Raw genomic sequence first — 20,201 nt, 5'->3', positions numbered from 1 at the left:
GATGTCGTTCGCTCGGTTCCTGACGAAGCGACTGTTGCAGGGCGCGTTCGTGGTCTGGGGAGTCGTCACCATCGTCTTCGGGTTGCGCGTCATCGCGCCCGGTGACCCCGCGAACGTCCTGCTGCCGCCGGACGTCGACCCGGAGGTCAGACGGCAGGTCATCGCCGACCTCGGCCTCGACGAGCCGCTGCACGTCCAGTACTGGGAGTTCATCAGCGGCATCCCCGTCGGCGACCTCGGCACGTCGCTGACGACGGGGACCGAGGTCACGTCGCGGGTCGCGCGGTCCATCCCGGCGACGCTCGAACTCGCGGTCGCGGCGACCGTGGTCGCGGTCATCATCGCCATCCCGCTCGGCGTCGTCAGCGCGACGAACCGCCACGAGGCCCCGGACTACGGCGCGACGCTGTTCAGCCTCGCCGGCATCAGCACGCCGAACTTCTGGCTGGGCGTGATGCTCATCATCATCCTCTCGGTGCAACTGAACCTGTTCCCGACGAGCCAGCGCGCCATCGGTATCCCCGCCGTGTTCGAGCTCCTGTTCGCCGGACAGCTCGAGGCGGCGGGCGAAGGCCTCGTGACGTGGCTGTGGTACATCACGCTCCCGGCGATAACGCTCGGGACGTACTTCACGGCGCTCATCACGCGACTGACGCGCAGCGGGATGCTCGACGAACTCGGGAAGACGTACGTCCGGGCGTCGCGAGCGAAGGGCCTCCCGGAGTCGCTCGTGCGCTACCGGCACGTCCTCCGGAACACGCTCATCCCAATCATCACCGTCGTCGGCCTCCAGCTCGGGACGCTCATCGGCGGTGCGGTCATCACGGAGTTCGTCTTCGACTGGCCGGGGCTCGGGCAGGTGCTCATCAATAGCATCAACTCGCGGGACTGGCCGATGGTGCAGGGGTCGCTCATCGTCATCTCCGTCGGGTTCGTCGTGGTGAACATCGTCGTCGACACGCTGTACTCGTACGTGAACCCGCGGGTGGGGTTCGACGGATGAACGCGGAACTACTCGACGCATGATATCGGAACTACTCGACGCATGATATCGGAACTGCTCGGCTGGCTGTTCGCGAGGCTCCCCTTCCAGGAGGGCCTGCGCGGGCTGGTGTCGCCACGCACCGTCCGGAGCCTGAAGCGCGGCCTGAACCGGAACGCCCTGGCGAAGGTCGGCATCGTCGTCGTCGTGGTCGTGCTCCTGGTGGCGTTGTTCGCGCCACTGGTCGCACCGGACAAACCGGGCACGCAGAACCTCGAAGAGGCCCGCCTTCCGCCGCTTGGCTTCACGAAGGCGACCGTTCAGGAGGTCCCGGTGCAGGAGAACGGGAGCGTCGTCTTCGAGGACGGCGAGATACTCACGGAGAACCGGACGGTGTACGAGAACGCGACGATAGCGCACCCGCTCGGGACCGACGGGAACGGCCGCGACATCCTCTCCCGGCTGATATACGGCGCGAGGGTGTCGTTGCTCGTCGGGTTCTTCGGGACGGCGCTCGCGATGCTCGTCGGCGTCAGCGTCGGGCTCGTCGCCGGCTACTACCGCGGGAAGGTCGACGACGTCCTGATGCGGAGCGCGGACGTGATGCTCGCGTTCCCCTCCATCGTGCTCGCCATCGCGCTCATCGGCGTGCTCGGCGATTCGCTCGAACAGAGCCTCCCCGACCCGTTCGTGCAGAGCGGACTGTCCGAGGCGTGGCGGTCCGCGCTCGGCCTCCCGACGGGGATGCCAGAGAGCACGGTACTGCCTGGGACGATCATCGTCGTCGTCGCGCTCGTCAACTGGGTGTGGTTCGCGCGGGTCGCGCGCGGCGAAGCCCTCAGCTTGCGCGAGCAGTCGTACGTGAAGGCCGCTCGCGCGCTCGGCGCGAGCGACGCGAAGATACTGGCCCGCCACGTGCTCCCGAACGCCATCACGCCCATCCTCGTGCTCGGCACCATCCAGATCGCCGCGATCATCCTCTTAGAGAGCGCGCTATCGTTCCTCGGGTTCTCGTCGGCGAACGTCTCCTGGGGGTTCGACATCGCGCTCGGCCGCCAGTACCAGTCGACCGCGTGGTGGATCGCCGCGATGCCGGGGCTGGCCATCGTGATAACGGTCGTCGGATTGAACCTCGTCGGTGACTGGCTCCGGGACGCCCTCGACCCCGGCATCGAGGGGGAGGGCGGGGTATGAGTCGCGAGACCGGCCGCGAGTCCGCACGCAACACCGCCCACGAGCGCGACCGCCTGCGCGTCGAGAACCTCACGACGCGCTTCTTCACCGAGGAGGGCCAGGTGAACGCGGTCGAGTCGGTGAGTTTCGACGTCCGCGAGGACGAGATCCTCGGTATCGTCGGCGAGTCCGGGTCTGGGAAGTCCGTGACGGCGCTGTCGGCGATCGACCTCATCGAGTCGCCCGGACGCGTCACCGGCGGCGAGGTGTGGCTGCGCGAACCCGACCTCGCCGAGGAGTTCCGCGACCGGACGCCCGACGCGGTCGACGGCGACTTCGTCGACCTCCGGCAGCTCCCGAAGGGCGTCCGTCGGTCGCTGCGCGGCCCGAAGTTCAGCATGATATTCCAGGACCCGATGAGTAGCTTCAACCCGTCGTTGACGGTCGGCGAACAGATCGCCGAGGCCGTCGAGGTGCAGCGCCGCGCGTCCGCGAACCCCCGGAGCACGCGCTCGCGAACGCAGGGGTACGGGCTCGGGAAGCTCATCGTCGACACGCTCGTCCCGGGCCGCGAGTACACGAGCGACGCGAGCCGCGAGCGCGCCATCGAGCTCTTAGAGCAGGTCGGTATCCCCGACCCCGTGGAGCGCGCCGACGAGTACCCCCACCAGTTCTCGGGCGGGATGCTCCAGCGCGCGATGGTCGCGCAGGCGCTCGCCGGCGAACCCGACGTGTTGTTCGCGGACGAACCGACGACCGCACTGGACGTGACCATCCAGGCGCAGATCCTGGACCTGCTGCGGGACATCCAGCAGGACCGCGGGATGAGCGTGGTGCTCATCACGCACGACCTCGGCGTCATCGCGCGGATGTGCGACCGCGTCGGCGTGATGTACGCGGGCGAGGTCGTCGAACGCGGGTCGCTCGAGGACGTCTTCGAGCAGCCGACGCATCCGTACACGCAGGGGCTCCTGGGTTCGATTCCGGACGTCGAGGACCCCGCAGCGCGGCTCCAGCCCATCGAGGGGAACGTCCCGAACCTCGTCGACAGCGAGATGCCCGACCGCTGTTACTTCGCGGACCGCTGCCCGAAGGCGATGGAGGCGTGCCTCGAACGCCCCCACGAGCGCCCGGTCGACGGCGACCCGGACCACACCGCGCGGTGCGTGCTCGCCGACGGCGAGTACGACCCCGCGACCGCGCTCGAAGACGGGTACTTCGAGGAGACAGCCGACGCGACCGACGGCGCGGCCGACCGTGGTGACGCCGCGACCGACGGAGGTGCCGGCGATGACTGAGGACCCCCTCGTCGAGGTCGAGGACCTGGAGAAGTACTACTTCGAGAACGACACGCTGTTCGACCGACTGCTGGGCCGGGAGCCGCAGGCGGTGCGGGCGGTCGACGGCGTGTCCTTCGACGTCGAGCGCGGGGAGACGCTCGGGCTCGTCGGCGAGTCCGGGTGCGGGAAGTCGACGACGAGCGAGACGCTGCTCGCGCTCCGCGAGGCGACCGGCGGGTCGGTCCGCTTCGACGGCGCGGACGTCTTCGAGATGACGTCGCGCGAGCGAACGCAGTTCCGGCAGGACGCCCAGATCGTCTTCCAGGACCCGTTCTCGAGCCTGGACCCGCGGATGACGGTCGGCGAGATCGTCACCGAGGGGCTGCGCATCCACGACCTCGCGGACAGCGCGGAGCGCACCGAGCGCGCGAAGGAGCTCCTGGAGCGCGTCGGGCTGTCGGCGCGGCAGGTCGACCGGTACCCCCACGAGTTCTCCGGCGGGCAACGCCAGCGCATCGGTATCGCGAGAGCGCTCGCGCTCGACCCCGAGTTCGTCGTGCTCGACGAACCCGTGAGCGCGCTGGACGTCTCGGTGCAGGCGCAGGTGCTGAACCTCCTGGAGGACCTCCAGGACGACTTCGGGCTGACGTACCTGTTCGTCGCGCACGACCTGAGCGTGGTGCGGCACATCTCCGACCGCGTGGCGGTGATGTACCTCGGGAAGGTCGTCGAGACCGGGCCGGTCGACGAGATATTCGAGAACCCACGGCATCCGTACACGCAGGCGCTCCTCGACAGCGTGCCGCGCGCGAGCGTCGAGGAGTACGGGCGTCGCGGCGGGACGCTTGAGGGCGACGTGCCGTCGCCGCGGAACCCGCCGACGGGCTGTCGGTTCCACACGCGGTGCCCGCACGCCAGGGAAGCCTGCAAGCGGGAGTTGCCGCCGGACTACGACGTCGGCGCGAACCACGACGCCGCGTGCTTCCGCGCGGACGACGCCCACGAGTACTGGCAGAGCGCGCCACTCGAGCACGTCGACGAGACCGAGGACGTGGCGAGCGGTGGGGTCGCCGACGACGACTGAGCCGAACCGGCCGACCCGTGGAGTGACCGAACGTCCATGTTCGAGGCGTCTCACCCGACCAAGGTCAGGGTTTCTCCACCGTGCTACCGACCGCCACGCCGGGGGTGCTCCGAAATGGTTTTGGGGCGGCCTCGCGCACACTCGGTATGCCGAAGGAGTCCGACACCGAGTACGACCCGACGCTCGGGAACAAGTTCATTTTCGTAACAGGTGGCGTGATGTCCGGGCTGGGGAAGGGCATCACGGCCGCGAGCACAGGCCGTCTCCTCAAGAACGCTGGCTTCGACGTGACCGCGGTCAAGGTCGACCCGTACCTGAACGTCGACGCCGGCACGATGAACCCCTACCAGCACGGCGAAGTGTACGTCCTCAAGGACGGCGGGGAGGTCGACCTCGACCTGGGGAACTACGAGCGCTTCCTCGACGAGGACATGACGTTCGACCACAACGTCACCACGGGGAAGACGTACAAGCACGTCATCGAGAAGGAGCGCGCGGGCGACTACCTCGGGAAGACCGTCCAGGTGATCCCGCACATCACCGACGACATCAAGCGACGCATCCGCGAGGCCGCCGAAGGCACCGACGTCTGCATCGTCGAGATCGGCGGGACAGTCGGCGACATCGAAGGGATGCCCTATCTCGAAGCGCTCCGCCAGTTCGCGCACGAGGAGGACGAGGAGGACTTCCTCCTCACGCACGTCACGCTCGTCCCGTACTCGAAGAACGGCGAGCAGAAGACCAAGCCCACCCAGCACTCCGTGAAGGAACTCCGGTCCATCGGACTCCAGCCGGACATCCTCGTGGGGCGCTGCGAGGACAAGCTCGACGCGGAGACCAAGGAGAAGATCGCGTTGTTCTGTGACGTCGCGACCGAGGCCGTGTTCTCGAACCCGGACGTCGAGGACATCTACCACGTCCCGCTGATGGTCGAGGAAGAAGGGCTGGACGAGTACGTCATGCAGGAACTCGACCTGCTCGGCACCGCACTCCCCGTCCCCGAGCGCGACAACTCCTGGCGCGACCTCGTCACGCGCGACCGCGACGGCAGCGTGGACGTGGCGCTCGTCGGGAAGTACGACCTCGAGGACGCGTACATGAGCGTGAACGAGGCGCTCAAGCACGCCGGCTTGCACGCCGGCATCGACGTCGACGTGCACTGGGTCGATTCCGACGAGATGGTCGACGGCGACGACGACGGCGAGAACCGAGAGCGCCTCCGCGAGTGCGACGGCGTCGTCGTCCCCGGCGGCTTCGGGTCGCGGGGCACGCAGGGGAAGATAGAGGCCATCCGGTACGCCCGCGAGAACGACGTCCCGTTCCTCGGGCTCTGTCTCGGCTTCCAGATGGCGGTCGTCGAGCACGCGCGGAACGTCCTCGGGTACGAGGACGCTGACTCCGCGGAGATGGACCCGGACACGCCCGACCCCGTCATCGACATCCTCCCCGAGCAGTACGAGGTCAACGACATGGGTGGGACGATGCGGCTCGGCGCGCACCAGACCGACATCACGCCGGGGACGCTCGCCGCGGACGTCTACGACGCGAACGTCTGCACGGAACGCCACCGGCACCGGTACGAGGTGAACCCCGAGTACTTCGAGGACTTCGAGGAGACGCCGCTCGTCTTCAGTGGTCGCGCGGGCAACCGCATGGAGATCCTCGAGCACGAGGACCATCCCTACTTCCTCGGGACGCAGTTCCATCCCGAGTTCCGGTCGCGGCCCGGTCGCCCGAGTCCGCCGTTCGTCGCGCTGCTCGACGCCGTCATGGAGCGCGCGGGCGTCGACGGCGCCGACAACGGGGCAATCGACGGCGATGTCGACGAGGGCGAGGAGGTGACGGTCTGATGGTGGACGTCGACTCGTTCATCGACGAGAAGATCGCTGAGATCAGCAACGAGGTTGGCGACGCGAACGCCGTCATCGCCCTCTCGGGTGGCGTGGACTCCTCGACCGCCGCCGCGCTCGCGTACGAGGCCATCGGGAGCCAGCTCACGCCCGTGTACGTCGACACCGGCCTGATGCGCGAAGGCGAGACCGACCAGATACGCGACGTCTTCGACTACATGGACTCGCTCCGCATCGTCGACGCGAAGGACCGGTTCCTCGACGAACTCGAGGGCGTGACCGACCCCGAGGCGAAGCGTCACGTCATCGGCGAGCAGTTCATCCGCGAGTTCGAGACGGTCGCGAAGGACGTGGACGCGGACTACCTCGTCCAGGGCACCATCTACCCGGACCGCATCGAGAGCGAGGGCACCATCAAGAGCCACCACAACGTCGGCGGGCTCCCCGATGTCGTCGACTTCGAGGGCATCGTCGAACCGATGCGCGACCTCTACAAGGACGAGGTCCGCGAGGTCGCACGCGAGCTCGACCTGGAGGAGATCATCGCCGAACGCATGCCGTTCCCCGGCCCGGGGCTCGCCGTGCGCATCATCGGCGAGGTCACCGAGGAGAAGCTCGACGTCGCGCGGATGGCGAACCACGTCGTCGAGGACGAGCTCGAGGAGTACGAGCCCTGGCAGGCGCTCGCTGCGGTGATTGGAAAAGCGACGGGCGTGAAGGGCGACAACCGCGTGCACGGCTGGGTCGTGAGCGTGCGCTCGGTCGAATCCCGCGACGGGATGACCGCTCGCGCGCAGGAGATCGACTGGGAGACCCTCCAGCGCATCCAGTCCCGCATCACGGGCGGCCACGACAACGTCGCGCGCGTCGTCTACGACGTCACGCACAAACCGCCCGCGACCATCGAGTACGAGTAGCGCCGCGGTCGGCGCCGCAGTCGGCGTCGCGGGGCGCGTGGACGCGTCCCGCGGCATCGCGACGCACGCTCGCGTCGGGGGAAAAGGCACATACTTGCGCGGCCCGATTGGTGACGTGATGCACGCGATTTTCGCTGGTGTCGACGAACACGAACTCGTGGGTGAACTCGAAGCGGTGGGGTACGACGTCACGGTCGTCCCGGACGTCGCGAACCGGCCGGCCCTAGAGGAAGCCGGGGTGCACGACGCCGACCTGTTCGTGCTCACGGACGTCGGGCAGGCGACCTCGATCCCGGTCGCGAAGGACCTGAACGAGGACGTCCGGGTCGTCTGCTACACGGACGACTCGCTGCCGGAGTTCGTCTCCGGCCAGGAGGTGCTGTCGGTCGACCCCGCGCTCCTGGACTCCGCGACGGTCGCCGAGGAGCTCGCGGCCTGACGCGCCCCGAAGTACGCACGCCGACCGCTCGCGGCCGCCGTCGCGAGCACCCACCAGCTCGTTCTTCGCGGTGTCCCGCCGCTGTCGTGCGTATCGAGCGTCGAAACGAGCGCGGAGTCGACGCGCGAGGACGAACGCGAGTTGATGCCGTCGGGACGCGACCGTTCGTGCATGCTCGGGAGCGTCACCAGTCGTGTCACGTCGACCAGCGAACCCGCGGACTCGCCGACCGAGGACGGCCCGGGGACCGTCCAGTCGGTCTACAACCGATTCGTCCGCTCGCATCTGCCGTACAAGCTCAGCACGCACAACGGCGTCACCGCTCGCGGCGCGAAGCTCTTCGACTTCACGGACCGGTTCCCGGAGTACGAGGCGGACATCGTCGCGGCGTTACGCGACCACGTCCGCGACGGCGACGACGTCGTCGTCGTCGGCGGCGGGTTCGGCGTGTCGTCGGTCGTGGCCGCCCGCCGCGTCGGCCCGACGGGGTCGGTGACGACGTACGAGGCGGGCGCGGACCAGTACGACCTCGTCGCGGAGACCTTGGAGATAAACGACGTCGAGAACCGCGTCGACGTCGAGCACGCCATCGTCGGGTCGGCGGTGTCGACGTACACGCCACCCGAGGACGCGGCCGTGGTCGACGCTGCGGACCTCCCGGCGTGTGACGTCCTCGAGATGGACTGCGAGGGCGCGGAACTCGGTATCCTCCGCGAGCTTCGCATCCGGCCGCGCGTCGTCGTCGTCGAGGCGCACGCGAACTTCGATGCGCCGGAAGCGGACGTCCGCGCGGAACTCGACCGCCTGGACTACGACGTCGTCGACCGCGGCGTCGAGGACGCAGCGAAGGGCATCGTCATCCTCACCGCCGTCCGCGACGACTGAGGCGACGGCGCGGTGGACTCGATACTGTGCTCGCTACTCGCGTCGCGTCAGCGTTCGACGATGGTGCCGCCGGCGCCGACGGCGACGGCTGATTCGCCGCCCAGCAGGACCACTGCTTTGAGGTTCTGGCCGGTCGGCGTCGCGTCCGCGGTCCACTTCTCATCTTCGCGGTCGTAGACCTTGCCGCCGCCGCCGACGACGTAGCCCTCGTCGCGGCCGGCGACCTCGATGTCTCGCTGGCCGGCGTCGCCGGTATCGCTCCGGATCCACTCCGAGCCGTTCCAGTGGAAGATGGTGCCGCCGCCGCCGGAGACCCAGACGTCGTCGAAGCCGTCGGAGTCGACGCCGTAGAAGTTGTGGTTCGCGTTCTCGATGCCGAGCTTGTCCCACGTCGCGCCGTCGCGCGTGTACAGCACCGTCTGGTTCCCGTCGACGATGTGTCCGGACGTGGCGTCGTGGAAGTCCACCGCGTTGATCGCCGACCCGGACGCGGGCGTCGTGTACTCCCAGGTCTGAGATTCGCCGTTCTCGAAGCTGTAGTACAGCTTCCCGCTATCGCCCGCGACGTAGACGTTCGCCTCGCCCGCGCGGCCGGTGACGGAGACGTCGTTGAAGTTGTTCGTGACGTCCATCGGCGCGGAGTGGCTCTGGAGCGTGCCGGTCTCGACGTCGTACTCGCCGATGGCACCGCTGGAACCGACGAACCAGAGGCGCTTCCCGTCGTCCGTGACGTCCGCGCCGTACAGCGAGTTCCCGTTCCCCGTCGGGCCGCCGTCGAGCACCTTCACGTAGCCCTTCGGCGTGCGTTCGAGCACGACCCCGCCCGCGCCGACCGCGTACACGCCCGCCGTGGTCTCCTCCACGTCGTACAGCGTGCTGCCCGTCGGCGACTCTCGCGTCGTCCACCCCGATTCGGCGCTCGCGCCGGTCGCACCGACCGCTGCGAGTGCTGCGACACTTCCTGCGCGCTTCATGAACGTGCGGCGATTCGGCGTCATCGTTGTCTCACCAATAGTAATTACTGGGCTGGAAACCGTTGGACGTGACGCCGAACAATTCGATGATTTAAGTACCCGAGTCAGTCGAAGACCTGGTCGCCTATCTTCTGGCGAGCCGCACGGATGTGCGCGGAGAGCGTCGACTTCGAGATGCCGAGGTCGGCCGCGACGTCCGCGGCGGTCGGACCATCCAGCGAGAAGTAGTCGTTCGCGACAGCGTACGCCGCGACCTCGCGCTGGCGTTCCGTGAGCTCGTCGAGGTCCACGATGGCGATGGACCCGTCGCCTGGGAGCGCGTCGGCGTGGAGCTGGCGGAGGGACACGTCGAACCCGGCCTCGCGGAGCGCGCTCACGCACTCGCGGACCTCGGCGTCGTCGCGCGCGGCGAGGTGACAGGAGAGCTCGCCGTCGCGGAACCGCAGGTGGAAGGGTTCGACGGGAAGGAAGCCGAGGCCGCGCCCGAGACAGGGGTCGTGCGGGCACTCGTCGGGGTCGAGCCGACAGATGGCGTCGGTCTCCACCTCGATGACGGGACGAACGCCGTCGACGTCGCTCGCATCCGCCGCCGGGTCGCCGTCGTCCTCGGGAGCGACGACGACCTGCGCCGGCCCCGTCGGGGACCCGGGGACGAACCGGCGGAGGTCGAGGTCCTCGGCGAGCGCGTCGAGCGGACAGGCGTCCGCGGGGTCGACGGCGAGCTCCGCGTGGACGCCGGCGACGTTCATCACCGCTCACCTCCGCGAAGCGGGCACTCCCAGGCCATGCAGGTTCAGTTGTCCAGTCCGGTCACGTAAGGGTCTTCTGTGTTCGATTGCCAATGGAAATATTGGTTCTGTTGGCCGTTCTGGAGCCTGAAACAGTGTCTCTGTCCGTTGTCCGACGGCGACTCAGCGTTCGGTCGAGCGGCAGGCCGAGAGCACACCGGCAGGACAGCTCGCTGGCTTCCGAGAGCCCATATCAGTTGCTCGAGCGGCGGTGGCACCCCCGGTGTCGTCCCTCGCGCTCGTGCTGGACGCGTTCCCGGTCGCGGTCGCCCAGACGTCCACCGCGACGGTGACGCCGGGGTCGCTCTCCTCGGGGAGGTAGGCGGCCCCACCACGGCACGTCCCGAACTCGACGCACGTCTCGACGTACGGCGTCATCACCGCGCTCTCGCTCCCGTCGTGGCCGCCGCGGACGGGGGTCTCGACGCGGTACGTGAGCCCCGCAGTTCCCTGTCCACCGAGGAACGCGGTCACGGTGACGGTGTCCGTGCTCCCGACGCGGACGCTCCCGTTCCCCGTCCGCGGCTCGACGTCGCTCCCGACGAGGCGCGCACGACCGCCGGCGACGACGAGACGCGCATCCACGCCGTCGGTCGTGTCGTTCACGTAGTACGCCACGGAGTCCTCGGCGGTCGTCAGTTCGACCGCGCCGCGGACCGTCCACTCGGGCGTGCCCAGCGAGACGTCGACGCCCGCCCGGTCGCCGCGGGCGACGTCGACGCGCTGGACGCGCGGTTCGACGGATTCGCCCTGGAACGGCAGCCACTGTCCGCGGTACGTGTACCGGTAGTACGAGCGGTTCGGGAACGCGTCGACGACCGCGAAGTTCTCCTCGTCGCGGTCGAGCGCGTACACGGCGTCGCCGTCGAACCCGGGGTCGTTCCGGTACCCCTGTAGCGGGTGGTTCAACCAGTCGCCGTAGATCTGTGGAAGGAAGACGACCGCGTCGTCGTACTCGCGTTCCACGTCGTACGCGTCCGAGAGGTGCTCGCTGGTGACGTAGTTCGCCGCCAGCGGGTGCGCGAGCGCGCCGACGCCGACCGCGGCGACGACGAGCGCGAGCGCGACGCCGACCGCTGCGACGCCCCGGCTCCTGGCGCCGTCTGTTGCGGCGACGCGACGGCGGACTCGGCCAGCGAGGTCGCGCGCGCCGACGGCGCCGAAGACGGCGACCGGGACGAGGACGTCGAAGTGATAGTACGGGCCGAGCGTCCACACGAGGCCGTCGCCGAGGACGTCGAGGTCCCCGAGGACGTTGAGGTTCCCCCAGAACGCGACGTTCCCGAGGACGACGACGGGTGCGATGGCGAGGAGGAGCGCGCGCAGCGTCCGGTCCGGCAGCGCGTCGCCGCCCGTCAAAGCGGTCTCGTCGGTCGCAGTCGTCTCAACGACCTCAGCGTCGTCGTCGATGTCGTCGTCGAACGCGCGCCGAGCGCCCCACGTCGCCAGGAGCGTGCCGGCGATACCGAGGGGGACCCAGCGGACGAGGAGTCTGGCGACGACCTCGGCGTTTGCGCGGACGGCGAGCGCCGGCGTGTACTCCCGCGAGTAGTCGAGTATCTCGCGCGTCCCGAACCCGAGGCCGTCCGCTGGCGCGAACGCCTGGTACGGGAACGTGAGCGCGTCGCCGGTGACGACGACGTTGTAGGCGAGCGCGAGTGCGACGAACGCGACGCCGAGCGCGCCCGTGACGGCGTTCGCTGCGAGCGCGCGCCGCGACCGCACGGCGAACACCCGGTACGCGGCGTGCGCGACGAACGGCGTCGCGAACAGGACCGCGGTGTACGGCCGCGAGAAGAACGCGAGGCCGACGGCGACGCCCGCGACCGCCGCCCACGCGAGCGCGCGTCGGCTCGCGCCGAACCGCGCGGGAGCGTCCGCGGCAGCGCCCGCGTCGTCCGCGGCGTCGACGCGGACGCTCCGGACGTACGCGTACGCGAACGCGAGGTTGAACAGCGTCGTCGGCGCGTACGAGAGGAACACCGACGAGGAGACGACGAACAGCGGCGAGACGAGCAGGAGTCCGCCGGCGAGGAGCGCGGTCCGACGGTCGAACGCCGCCTTCGCGAGCGCGACGACGAGCGCGACGTTCCCGGCGGCGACGACGCCGAGTGCGACGCGATACGAGCCCGCGAGTGCCTTCCCGGCCGCGAAGACGGCGGCGGTGACCGGCGTGTACTTCGAGTACAGGACGTCGCCGTCGCGCACGAAGAACCACGGGCGGAACGCCTCCGGAACCGGCGGTCGCATGAAGACCTGGCCCTCCAGGAGGAGCGCGGCCTGCTGGAGGTACACCGCCTCGTCGTGATTCGTCGAGTGATACGGGAACACGAGCACGGACACGCCGAGCACCACGACGCCGGCGAGTGCGCCGAGCGCGAGCGAACCGGCGCGGTCGCTCGTCCAGACACGTGCGGACGCGAGGAAGGAGTCGACGTCGACCACGAGCAGCTACTGGGTGGGGTACCAGGCGATCGTGTGGTCGGCGACGAGTTCGACGTTCACGCGCTGGCCGAGCTCGAAGTCCGTGACGTGATTGTGCTGGCAGTGCACGACGTCCCCGGACTCCAGTCGAACGCGGTAGACGAACGACGGCCCCATGTACTGGCGGTAGATGATCTCGCCGTTCCCGCCGGACCCGTCCTCGACCGGAGTCGCGCGCAGGTCGTCCGGGCGGACGAGCAGGTCGACCTCGGCGTTCTCGTACTCGGTCGTCAACCCCTCGACCATCGACGCCGGGAAGTCGCCGAGCGCGGTCTCGACCGCGCCGTGCGCGAAGTGCCCGGTGAGGAACGACGCCTGTCCGAGGAACGACGCGACGAACCGCGACTCGGGGTGCTGGAACACCTTCTCGGGCGTCCCAGCCTGCTCGACGTCGCCCTCGTGCATCACCGCGACGCGGTCCGAGATGGAGAGTGCCTCCTCCTGGTCGTGGGTCACCGACACCGCGGTCACGCCCGTCTCCTTGAGGATGGCGCGAACCTCCTCGCGCATCTGCTCGCGCAAGCGCACGTCGAGGTTACTGAACGGTTCGTCGAGCAGGAGGACGCTCGGTTCCGGGGCGAGCGAGCGCGCGAGCGCGACCCGTTGCTGTTGGCCGCCGGAGAGCTGCGCGGGCTTCGAGTCGCGCTGGTCCGCGAGCCCGACGAGGTCGAGGAGTTCCGTGACGCGAGCGTCGGTCGCCTCGTCGTCGCGGTCCTGGAGCCCGAACGCGACGTTCTCCGCGACCGAGAGGTGCGGGAACAGCGCGAAGTCCTGGAAGACGATACCGACGTCGCGATGCTCGGGCTTCCGGAACGTGCCCTCGCCGTTCGCGATGACGCGGTCGTTCAGGCGGACCTCGCCACCGTCCGGTCGCTCCAGGCCGGCGAGCATCCGGAGCGTCGTCGTCTTCCCGCACCCCGACGGCCCGAGGAGCGTGAGGAGTTCACCGTCGTGCACGGACAGCGACAGTTCGTCGACCGCGCACTCCGGCCCGAAGACCTTCGTGACGCCGTCGAGCTCGAGGACGACGTCGTTCGTCGCCGGATCCTCGACGTCGTCTGTCGCCGACGCCCCGTACGGGTCCTCGCGCTCCAGGGCGCGCTTCGGTTCGTTACGAGACATCGCTCACACCATCCATGACGTCGCTTGCACCTTCATTACGTGACATCGTTTCCACCTCGAGAGAGCAACACCAGCATCGAGACCGCGGAGATACCGACCAGCACGAGCGCGGGGACGGCAGCCTTCCCGTAGTGGCGAGACTCTTGTACCATCCAGATGTACGTGACGAGGGTTTCAAAACCTCCCGGTCGAAGCAAGAGCGTCGCCGGGAGCTCCTTCATCGTCGTCAGGAACACGAGCGCGGCCCCGGAGACGATACCGGGCGCCACCAGTGGCAGGGTGACCTTCCGGAACGCCGCTCGCGGCGAGTGCCCGAGCGTCCGCGCGGCCTCCGTGAGTCGGCCGTCGACCTGGAGGACCGACGACCGGACGCTCCCGACCGCTTGCGGGAGGAACCGGACGACGTACGCGAACACGAGCAGCGGAATCTGGCCGTAGAGGAACGGCGCGTACTTGCTGCCGAGCGCGACGAGCGCGACGCCGACGACGATACCGGGGACGGCGTACCCGACGTACGTCCCGCGTTCCGCGAGCCGCGACAGCCGGCCGCCGTCGGTGACGGAGTTGTACGCGACCGGGAGCGCGAACAGGATGCTCGCCACTGCCGCGAGGACGCTCACGGAGAGCGAGTTCCAGCCGTACTCCCAGGAGAACGCGTACCCGAACCCAGTCTGGCCGGTGTCGCGGACGAGCCAGAGGACGAGCACGGCGATGGGGACCGCGAGCGCGGCGACGACGACGAGCGAGCAGAGCGCGAGCGCGGGCCCCTTCAGCCACCCGAGTTCGAGCCGGGTGGCGGCGTCGGGGTTACTGGACGCGTACCCGGAGGCGTCGCCGGCCTCGACCGCGGACTCCAGCGCGATGATGACCGCGGTCACCGCGAGCAGCTGCACGGAGAGCAGCGCGGCGAGCTGGAAGTCGTAGTAGTTCACGAAGAGGATGCGCGTGAACACGTCGTACCCCATGATGGCGGGCGTCCCGAAGTCGCTGAGCGCGTAGAGCGCGACGAGGAGGCCGCCGGCGGCGATGCCGGGGAGGACCTGCGGGAAGACGACGCGGAGGAACGCCGAGGTCCGCGAGTGGTTCAGCGTCCGCGCGGCCTCGAGGAGCGTGCCGTCGAACGACGCGAGGCTCGCGCGCGTCGACAGGAAGACGTACGGGAACGTGAACAGCGTGAGGACGACCGCGGTCCCGACCAGTCCCGTCATCGGCGGGAGCGAGACCGCGATGCCAGCGTCCGCGAGTGCGGCGGTGAGCGCGCCGTCCTCCCCGAAGCCGGTGAAGTACGCGAACGCGCCGATGTAGCTCGGGACGACGAGCGGGAGCGAGATGGCGACCGTGAAGAACCGCCGGAACGGCAGGTCGGTCTGGCTCGTCAGGATGGCGAGCGGGACGCCGAGGACGACCGACGCGCCCGTGACGATACCGACGAGGAGGAGGCTGTTCACGAGCACCTGGACCATCCGCGCCCCCGCCAGGAGGTTTACAGCTCGTGTAAACCCGACGGTGCTCGCTTCGAGGAGGATCCACGCGACCGGGGAGAGCACGAGCGCGGCGATCGCGGCGCTCAACAGGGTGAGTGCGAGCGTGCGTTCGCCGCGCGCTTCGCGACGCAGCGCGTCGACGAATCCCTCCTCGGTCGCCATCAGTGCTCGCCCCCAGCGACCCCCATCAGAGGACGCCGACCTCCCGCATCAGTTCGAGGGTCGGTTCGAGGTCGCTGAGTTCCGTGAGGTCCAGTTCCGGCGGGTTCAGCTCGTCGATCGTCGGCAGGTCGCCGACGGGCTGGACGCCACCGATCATCGGGTAGGCGTACGCTCGCGTCGCGAAGAACTCCTGGGCTTCCGCGGTGAGGAGGTGCTGGGCGAACAACTGCGCGAGTTCGGAGCGCTGCGTGCCCTTGATGATCTCGACGCCGGAGACGTTGACGAGCGCACCCGCGTCGTTCTCGGTGAACGCGAGGTCGATGGGCGGGTTCTCGCGCGCGGCCTTCACGCGGAGCGCGTAGTAGTGGTTCGCGAACCCGGCCGATATCTCGCCGGTGGCGACGGCGCGGGAGGTGAAGTACTCGTCGCGGAACTCCTTGGTGTTCTGGTCGAGCATCCCCTGGAGCCACTGCTTGGTGGCTTCGCGGCCGTCCATGATGCGCATCGCGGTGACGAAGGACTTGAACGCGCCGTAGGTCGGCCCCCACCCCATCGAGTTCGCGAACCGCTCCTGGTTCGCGAACGCGTCGACCTTGTTCGGGATGTCGCTCGCGCTGAAGCGGTTCGTGTTGTACGGAATGGCGCGAGCGCGGCCGGCGACGCCGACCCAGCGACCGTTGCCGTCCTGGAGTTCGCTGGGGACGGGGTCGGTGACGGCGCTCGGGAGCGAGGTCGCGTACCCCTCGTTGGCGACGAGGCCGAGCGAGGAGGCGTCGATGCTCCAGAAGAGGTCCGCGCGCGGGTTCCCGTTCTCGCTCTCCTGGATGATGGTGTTCGCGAGCTGCGTGGAGGGCGCGGACTTCAGTTGTGCGTCGAAGTCGGGGTACTTCTGCTGGAGGAGTTCGATGAGGCCGCGGTAGAGACCGCCCTCGCCGCCGCCGATGTAGATGGAGAGGGTGCCCGAGAGGTCGTCGAGGTCGTCCATCGAGGTGCCTTCGGGTGCGGCGCGGCCGGAGACGAACGGGCCGGAGCCCCGGAAGTCACTGAGACTGACCTCCTGTCCGTCCTCTTCTCCGCCGAAGATGCTGCCGACGCAGCCGGCGGTCGCCGTTGCGGCGCCGGTTGCTGTTGCCGCGAGGACCTCGCGGCGACCGAGACGTCGTCGTGGTCCGTCGTCGTCGCTCATATCTTGATTTAGGTCCGCCTAAAACTTATATACTTGCCGGTTTTAACTCGGGTGTACGCGCCGAGTCGCGGTGAAAGAAACCATACACGGCGGTCGCGCCAGTGCGAGTCACGGCAAGAAGCGACTCTCGACGCGGTGAGAGTGGTCGGCGAGCGGTTCAGCCCGTCGCGACTGCTTCAGTCGTCCGCGAGCGCTGCGGCCTTCTGGCGCGCGGGGAGGCCGTCGAGTTCGTCGAGCGCGTCCAGCCAGTCGTGCATGTACTCGCCGACGTGGTTCAGGAACTCGCCGTTCTCCCAGTCGTCGAAGTCGCCGTCGGCGAGCGCGGTCGCCATCCCGTCCATGACCGCCGCGTACGAGTCCGCGTCCGCGCCGGCGTCGTCGACGAGCTCCCAGACGTGCTCGTTCAGCTCCAGGCCGGGGACCTCGTTCGCCAGGTCACCGAACGTCGACCGCGCGGCCTTGTTGTGCTCGCAGAGCGGGTCGCCGTTGTAGATGCGTTTCCCGAGGACGTCGCAGGCGCGCTTGAGGAACAGGCCGCTCCAGATGTCGTCGAACCGGCCGACGTCCCACGCGTTGTCGTCCATCGGGCACTGGTAGAACGCGGGGACGACCTCGCGGCGGAACGCGAGGTTCATCGAGCACACCGTGAGGTAGTTCTCGCGCGCGGCGACGAAGTCCTCCCCGAAGTCCTCGGCGCTCGTTCGCGTCTGGGCCTGCCCCTGGAGGTCGCCGTCCATGAGGATGCGGACCGCGTCCAGGTCCGGGACGTTCGTCCACAGGCCCTGCGACGCGACGACGTTCTCGACGTGCGTGGTGCCGACCTCGCGCTCCTCGTCCATCGCGGAGTAGGGATACCCGCGCGGGTAGAGCTCGTGCTCGTCGAAGTTCTGGTAGAGGACGTTCACCCACTGCTCGTCGCTGGCGACTTCGGTCAACTCGCCCTCGTACTGGAGGTTCTCCATGTGCGTGCCGAAGAAGTCGACGTCGTCGTGCGGGAGCGTGTCGTCGTCGATGAACAGGCAGTAGGGGTGGTCGTGCGCCCAGAGGTACAGCAGGCCGAAGGAGGTCTGCGCGTGGCTCGCGGCGGGCACGAGGTGACTGTACTCGCTGATGCCGTTGGCGTCGTACCAGTCCTCGCGCGCGGCCTCGTCGAACACCGAGCCTGCGACGTCGAGGTCGTCGAGCATCGCTTGCATCTCGTCGGTCGGACAGAAGTCCTCGGTGACGAGGACGAATTCGAGGCGGTCGGTGTCGAAGCCGTGCTCGCGGGCGTTCGCGACGTAGTCTTCGATGCAGTCCCACTCGCGGATCGTCGGGACGACGACGCAGATGTCGGGTTCCGTCATCAGTTACCCGTAGCCTGTTTAGGCATACCTAAAAGATTGTCTATCTCTTTCGGCGAGCCTAAAGCGGACGGCGACACGGGCCTAGCGGCCCGAGAGTACGGTTACCACTGCGCGACGACGTCGCCGATGCAGCCCTCGCCGGGCTGGTCGTACGAGAAGTGGTCGGGGACGTAGTCGACGTTGTGGTCCTGGTAGTTCCCTGGTTGCGTGCCCTCGCAGCCCTCCTCGCCGACGGCGGAATCCCACTCCGCGGTCGTGTACGCCCAGTTCAGGACGTCGTCCTCGTCCTTCCAGAAGTTGTCCGCCTGCCCGACCGCGTTCGCGACGTGCGGACCGTACCGGCCGCCGGTCGACACCGCGTCGTTGTCCGCCGCGCCGCCGAGCAGCGAGATGGAGTCCACGTAGTCCGTCACGTCGGAGTCGTCGAGCACCTCGATGGCGCGCAGGAGGACGCGGGCACCCAGCGAGTGACAGACCAGTCGAATCCGCGTGTCGGGGTTCTCGTTGCGGTAGTCGTACACGAACTGCGCGAGCTTCAGGCCGTTCGCCTCCGCGATCTCCGTGGAGTCCCACCACCCGAACACCGTCGAATCCGAATCCCACGTGAACCCGACGACCGGCTGGTCGTACCCGTTCGCCCGGTACGCCTCGCGCGCCTCGCGGAACCCGTCCACGGCCTCGTTCGACTCGTTCCGCCACCCGTGGACGTGCACGAGCAGTTCCTCGGGCGCGCCGCCGTCGAGACCCGGTATCGACCCGACCGTGTCGTACTCCCACTTCGTGTACTCGTCCTTCCGATAGACCGACCCGTACCAGGTGATGTCGTAGTGCCCTCGCGTACTGATCCGCGGGAAGGTCGCCGCCTCCTCGGCGTTCGCCCCGCCGCTCGCCGCGAGCAGCCCCGTCGCAGCGGCGCCCACCGCGCCCGCTCGACGCAAGAACTGTCGCCGCCCCGGTTCGGTACCATTGCCCGTGGTAGCCTCTGACAAGCGAGACATATTCTCGTATGAGGGGCATAGGGAATTTATAGCTACCGAGCGAACAATCAAGTAACGTTTTACTCGGTTTGCGATTTGAAAGACAGAACTAGTTCCCGAAACGGACAATCCAGGAGACGCCGGTCGGCCAGCGACGGAACCAAAACGAACGCGGGGCCGGGACCGACGGTCGAGTCCAGGGAACGGGGCGTCAGTTCTCGGGGAGTTCGTCGATGAGGACGACCGCCTCGCCGTCCACGACCGGCTTGTCCGAGGACTCGTCGTGGATGACCGTCGACAGCCGGTACTGGTTGTTCCCGAGGTCCTCGAGGACCTCCACGGTCGCACTCACGCGGTCACCGATCTTGACGGGCCCCTGGAACTCGAGGTCCTGCCCGAGGTAGATGGTGAGTCCGGGGAGACGCGCGAGCGCCGCGCTGATGAGTCCGGAGACGAGCGTGCCGTGAGCGATACGGCCACCGAAACGGGTCTCCGCAGCGAACTCGTCGTCGAGATGCAGCCGGTTCGTGTCGCCGCTCGCACGAGCGAACGCACGGACGTCGTCCTCGTCGATCTGTTTCTCGAACGAGACCGTGTCGCCGACCGTGATGTCGCTCGGCGCGTCGACCGTTCGTTCGAACGCCCAATCCAGTTCCTCGTACGCCAGCGACGGGACCGACCCCTCGCGTACCGCTTCCGGGTCGTCGTCGCTCGGCGCGTACGCGTCGGCGTACCCGTCGACCGTGAACGCGGAGAACGCGGCTCGATTCGCCGCGGTCGCGCCCTTCACCGCGGTCTCAGCGAACCGCGTCCACGCCGACGCCATCGCGGTCAACGGCGTCGCAACCTCGCTATGTCGTTCGCTCATGTTAGAGAGCATACGTCGGTCGGCGTTAAGTCTCCTTTGGCTCGTGGTGAATTCGCCGGGAGATGGCCGGAGAACCCCGATATCCGACAGAATAGCGGTCTGTAATCCGGAGACGGCGACACGTTCACCCCCCGCCTCGGACCCTCTGTTGGTATTGAGAACCATCTGTTACCATTCAGCGGAACGCTTATCATGGATGC

General features: G+C 68.4%; 17 protein-coding genes. 8 read left to right on the top strand and 9 right to left on the bottom strand.

The window, feature by feature from the left end; genetic code table 11:
* Position 1: 1 nt before the first annotated feature.
* The 8 genes from VYJ16_RS20355 (at position 2) to VYJ16_RS20320 (ending at position 8,610) form a co-directional block, all read left to right on the top strand.
* Positions 2 to 1,003 carry an ABC transporter permease gene (locus tag VYJ16_RS20355; RefSeq protein ID WP_336352153.1) on the top strand — a complete coding sequence of 334 codons (1,002 nt, stop codon included), beginning with the start codon at positions 2 to 4 and terminating at the stop codon, positions 1,001 to 1,003.
* A gap of 105 nt (positions 1,004 to 1,108) precedes the next feature.
* Positions 1,109 to 2,176: an ABC transporter permease gene (locus VYJ16_RS20350; protein WP_379762917.1), complete on the top strand. Its 1,068-nt coding sequence runs from the start codon at positions 1,109 to 1,111 to the stop codon at positions 2,174 to 2,176.
* Positions 2,173 to 3,453, top strand: coding sequence for an ABC transporter ATP-binding protein (locus tag VYJ16_RS20345; protein WP_336352151.1), 1,281 nt, complete (start codon positions 2,173 to 2,175; stop codon positions 3,451 to 3,453). The genes VYJ16_RS20350 and VYJ16_RS20345 overlap by 4 nt, the downstream gene beginning before the upstream one ends.
* Positions 3,446 to 4,519, top strand: coding sequence for an ABC transporter ATP-binding protein (locus VYJ16_RS20340; protein ID WP_336352150.1), 1,074 nt, complete (start codon positions 3,446 to 3,448; stop codon positions 4,517 to 4,519). The genes VYJ16_RS20345 and VYJ16_RS20340 overlap by 8 nt, the downstream gene beginning before the upstream one ends.
* Positions 4,520 to 4,665: 146 nt before the next feature.
* The gene (locus tag VYJ16_RS20335) at positions 4,666 to 6,369 is read left to right on the top strand and encodes a CTP synthase (RefSeq protein WP_336352149.1); all 1,704 of its coding nucleotides are present in this window, start codon (positions 4,666 to 4,668) and stop codon (positions 6,367 to 6,369) included.
* On the top strand, positions 6,369 to 7,286 hold the full coding sequence (gene guaA / locus VYJ16_RS20330; protein WP_336352148.1) for a glutamine-hydrolyzing GMP synthase: 918 nt from the start codon (positions 6,369 to 6,371) through the stop codon (positions 7,284 to 7,286). Before VYJ16_RS20335 ends, guaA begins: the two co-directional genes overlap by 1 nt.
* Positions 7,287 to 7,404: 118 nt before the next feature.
* A complete protein-coding gene (locus VYJ16_RS20325) occupies positions 7,405 to 7,725 on the top strand; it encodes a DUF7126 family protein (protein WP_227133491.1) in 321 nt (106 codons plus the stop codon).
* 171 nt (positions 7,726 to 7,896) lie between these two features.
* A complete protein-coding gene (locus VYJ16_RS20320) occupies positions 7,897 to 8,610 on the top strand; it encodes an FkbM family methyltransferase (protein ID WP_336352147.1) in 714 nt (237 codons plus the stop codon).
* Between the two features lie 47 nt (positions 8,611 to 8,657).
* On the opposite strand, the gene VYJ16_RS20315 is transcribed toward VYJ16_RS20320, so the two are convergent.
* The 9 genes from VYJ16_RS20315 to VYJ16_RS20275 all read right to left on the bottom strand — a co-directional run bounded on the left by VYJ16_RS20315 (position 8,658) and on the right by VYJ16_RS20275 (position 20,001).
* Positions 8,658 to 9,608: a WD40/YVTN/BNR-like repeat-containing protein gene (locus VYJ16_RS20315; protein WP_336352146.1), complete on the bottom strand. Its 951-nt coding sequence runs from the start codon at positions 9,606 to 9,608 to the stop codon at positions 8,658 to 8,660.
* Positions 9,609 to 9,688: 80 nt separating this feature from the next.
* Positions 9,689 to 10,333: a helix-turn-helix domain-containing protein gene (locus VYJ16_RS20310; RefSeq protein WP_336352145.1), complete on the bottom strand. Its 645-nt coding sequence runs from the start codon at positions 10,331 to 10,333 to the stop codon at positions 9,689 to 9,691.
* A gap of 162 nt (positions 10,334 to 10,495) precedes the next feature.
* The gene (locus tag VYJ16_RS20305; protein ID WP_336352144.1) at positions 10,496 to 12,817 is read right to left on the bottom strand and encodes a DUF7846 domain-containing protein; all 2,322 of its coding nucleotides are present in this window, start codon (positions 12,815 to 12,817) and stop codon (positions 10,496 to 10,498) included.
* A 6-nt stretch (positions 12,818 to 12,823) separates the two neighbouring features.
* On the bottom strand, positions 12,824 to 13,978 hold the full coding sequence (locus VYJ16_RS20300; RefSeq protein ID WP_336352143.1) for an ABC transporter ATP-binding protein: 1,155 nt from the start codon (positions 13,976 to 13,978) through the stop codon (positions 12,824 to 12,826).
* A gap of 35 nt (positions 13,979 to 14,013) precedes the next feature.
* Positions 14,014 to 15,624 (bottom strand): ABC transporter permease, encoded by a 1,611-nt coding sequence (locus VYJ16_RS20295; protein ID WP_336352142.1) that lies wholly within the window; start codon positions 15,622 to 15,624, stop codon positions 14,014 to 14,016.
* 25 nt (positions 15,625 to 15,649) lie between these two features.
* On the bottom strand, positions 15,650 to 16,810 hold the full coding sequence (locus tag VYJ16_RS20290) for an extracellular solute-binding protein (RefSeq protein WP_336352141.1): 1,161 nt from the start codon (positions 16,808 to 16,810) through the stop codon (positions 15,650 to 15,652).
* A 176-nt stretch (positions 16,811 to 16,986) separates the two neighbouring features.
* Entirely contained in the window at positions 16,987 to 18,156 is a 1,170-nt protein-coding gene (locus VYJ16_RS20285; protein ID WP_336352140.1) for an alpha-1 4-glucan-protein synthase, read from the bottom strand.
* A 101-nt stretch (positions 18,157 to 18,257) separates the two neighbouring features.
* The gene (locus VYJ16_RS20280; RefSeq protein ID WP_336352139.1) at positions 18,258 to 19,076 is read right to left on the bottom strand and encodes an alpha/beta hydrolase; all 819 of its coding nucleotides are present in this window, start codon (positions 19,074 to 19,076) and stop codon (positions 18,258 to 18,260) included.
* 268 nt (positions 19,077 to 19,344) lie between these two features.
* Positions 19,345 to 20,001 carry a MaoC family dehydratase gene (locus VYJ16_RS20275; RefSeq protein ID WP_336352138.1) on the bottom strand — a complete coding sequence of 219 codons (657 nt, stop codon included), beginning with the start codon at positions 19,999 to 20,001 and terminating at the stop codon, positions 19,345 to 19,347.
* Between the last annotated feature and the right edge of the window lie 200 nt (positions 20,002 to 20,201).

Source organism: Halorubellus litoreus (assembly GCF_037081675.1).
In the GTDB taxonomy this organism is placed as follows: Archaea; Halobacteriota; Halobacteria; order Halobacteriales; family Natrialbaceae; genus Halorubellus; species Halorubellus litoreus.
Note: the sequence above shows the minus strand (reverse complement) of the source record. Positions and strands in the feature narration are given on the sequence as shown.

What these genes read in the sequence shown, in the direction of transcription:
- VYJ16_RS20290 (WP_336352141.1), bottom strand. Translation starts at nt 16,810, where the DNA reads ATGAGCGACGACGACGGACCACGACGACGTCTCGGTCGCCGCGAGGTC.
- VYJ16_RS20310 (WP_336352145.1), bottom strand. Translation starts at nt 10,333, where the DNA reads ATGAACGTCGCCGGCGTCCACGCGGAGCTCGCCGTCGACCCCGCGGAC.
- VYJ16_RS20275 (WP_336352138.1), bottom strand. Translation starts at nt 20,001, where the DNA reads ATGAGCGAACGACATAGCGAGGTTGCGACGCCGTTGACCGCGATGGCG.
- VYJ16_RS20345 (WP_336352151.1), top strand. Translation starts at nt 2,173, where the DNA reads ATGAGTCGCGAGACCGGCCGCGAGTCCGCACGCAACACCGCCCACGAG.
- VYJ16_RS20285 (WP_336352140.1), bottom strand. Translation starts at nt 18,156, where the DNA reads ATGACGGAACCCGACATCTGCGTCGTCGTCCCGACGATCCGCGAGTGG.
- VYJ16_RS20340 (WP_336352150.1), top strand. Translation starts at nt 3,446, where the DNA reads ATGACTGAGGACCCCCTCGTCGAGGTCGAGGACCTGGAGAAGTACTAC.
- VYJ16_RS20295 (WP_336352142.1), bottom strand. Translation starts at nt 15,624, where the DNA reads ATGGCGACCGAGGAGGGATTCGTCGACGCGCTGCGTCGCGAAGCGCGC.
- VYJ16_RS20325 (WP_227133491.1), top strand. Translation starts at nt 7,405, where the DNA reads ATGCACGCGATTTTCGCTGGTGTCGACGAACACGAACTCGTGGGTGAA.
- VYJ16_RS20355 (WP_336352153.1), top strand. Translation starts at nt 2, where the DNA reads ATGTCGTTCGCTCGGTTCCTGACGAAGCGACTGTTGCAGGGCGCGTTC.
- VYJ16_RS20335 (WP_336352149.1), top strand. Translation starts at nt 4,666, where the DNA reads ATGCCGAAGGAGTCCGACACCGAGTACGACCCGACGCTCGGGAACAAG.
- VYJ16_RS20320 (WP_336352147.1), top strand. Translation starts at nt 7,897, where the DNA reads ATGCTCGGGAGCGTCACCAGTCGTGTCACGTCGACCAGCGAACCCGCG.
- VYJ16_RS20315 (WP_336352146.1), bottom strand. Translation starts at nt 9,608, where the DNA reads ATGACGCCGAATCGCCGCACGTTCATGAAGCGCGCAGGAAGTGTCGCA.
- guaA (WP_336352148.1), top strand. Translation starts at nt 6,369, where the DNA reads ATGGTGGACGTCGACTCGTTCATCGACGAGAAGATCGCTGAGATCAGC.
- VYJ16_RS20300 (WP_336352143.1), bottom strand. Translation starts at nt 13,978, where the DNA reads ATGTCTCGTAACGAACCGAAGCGCGCCCTGGAGCGCGAGGACCCGTAC.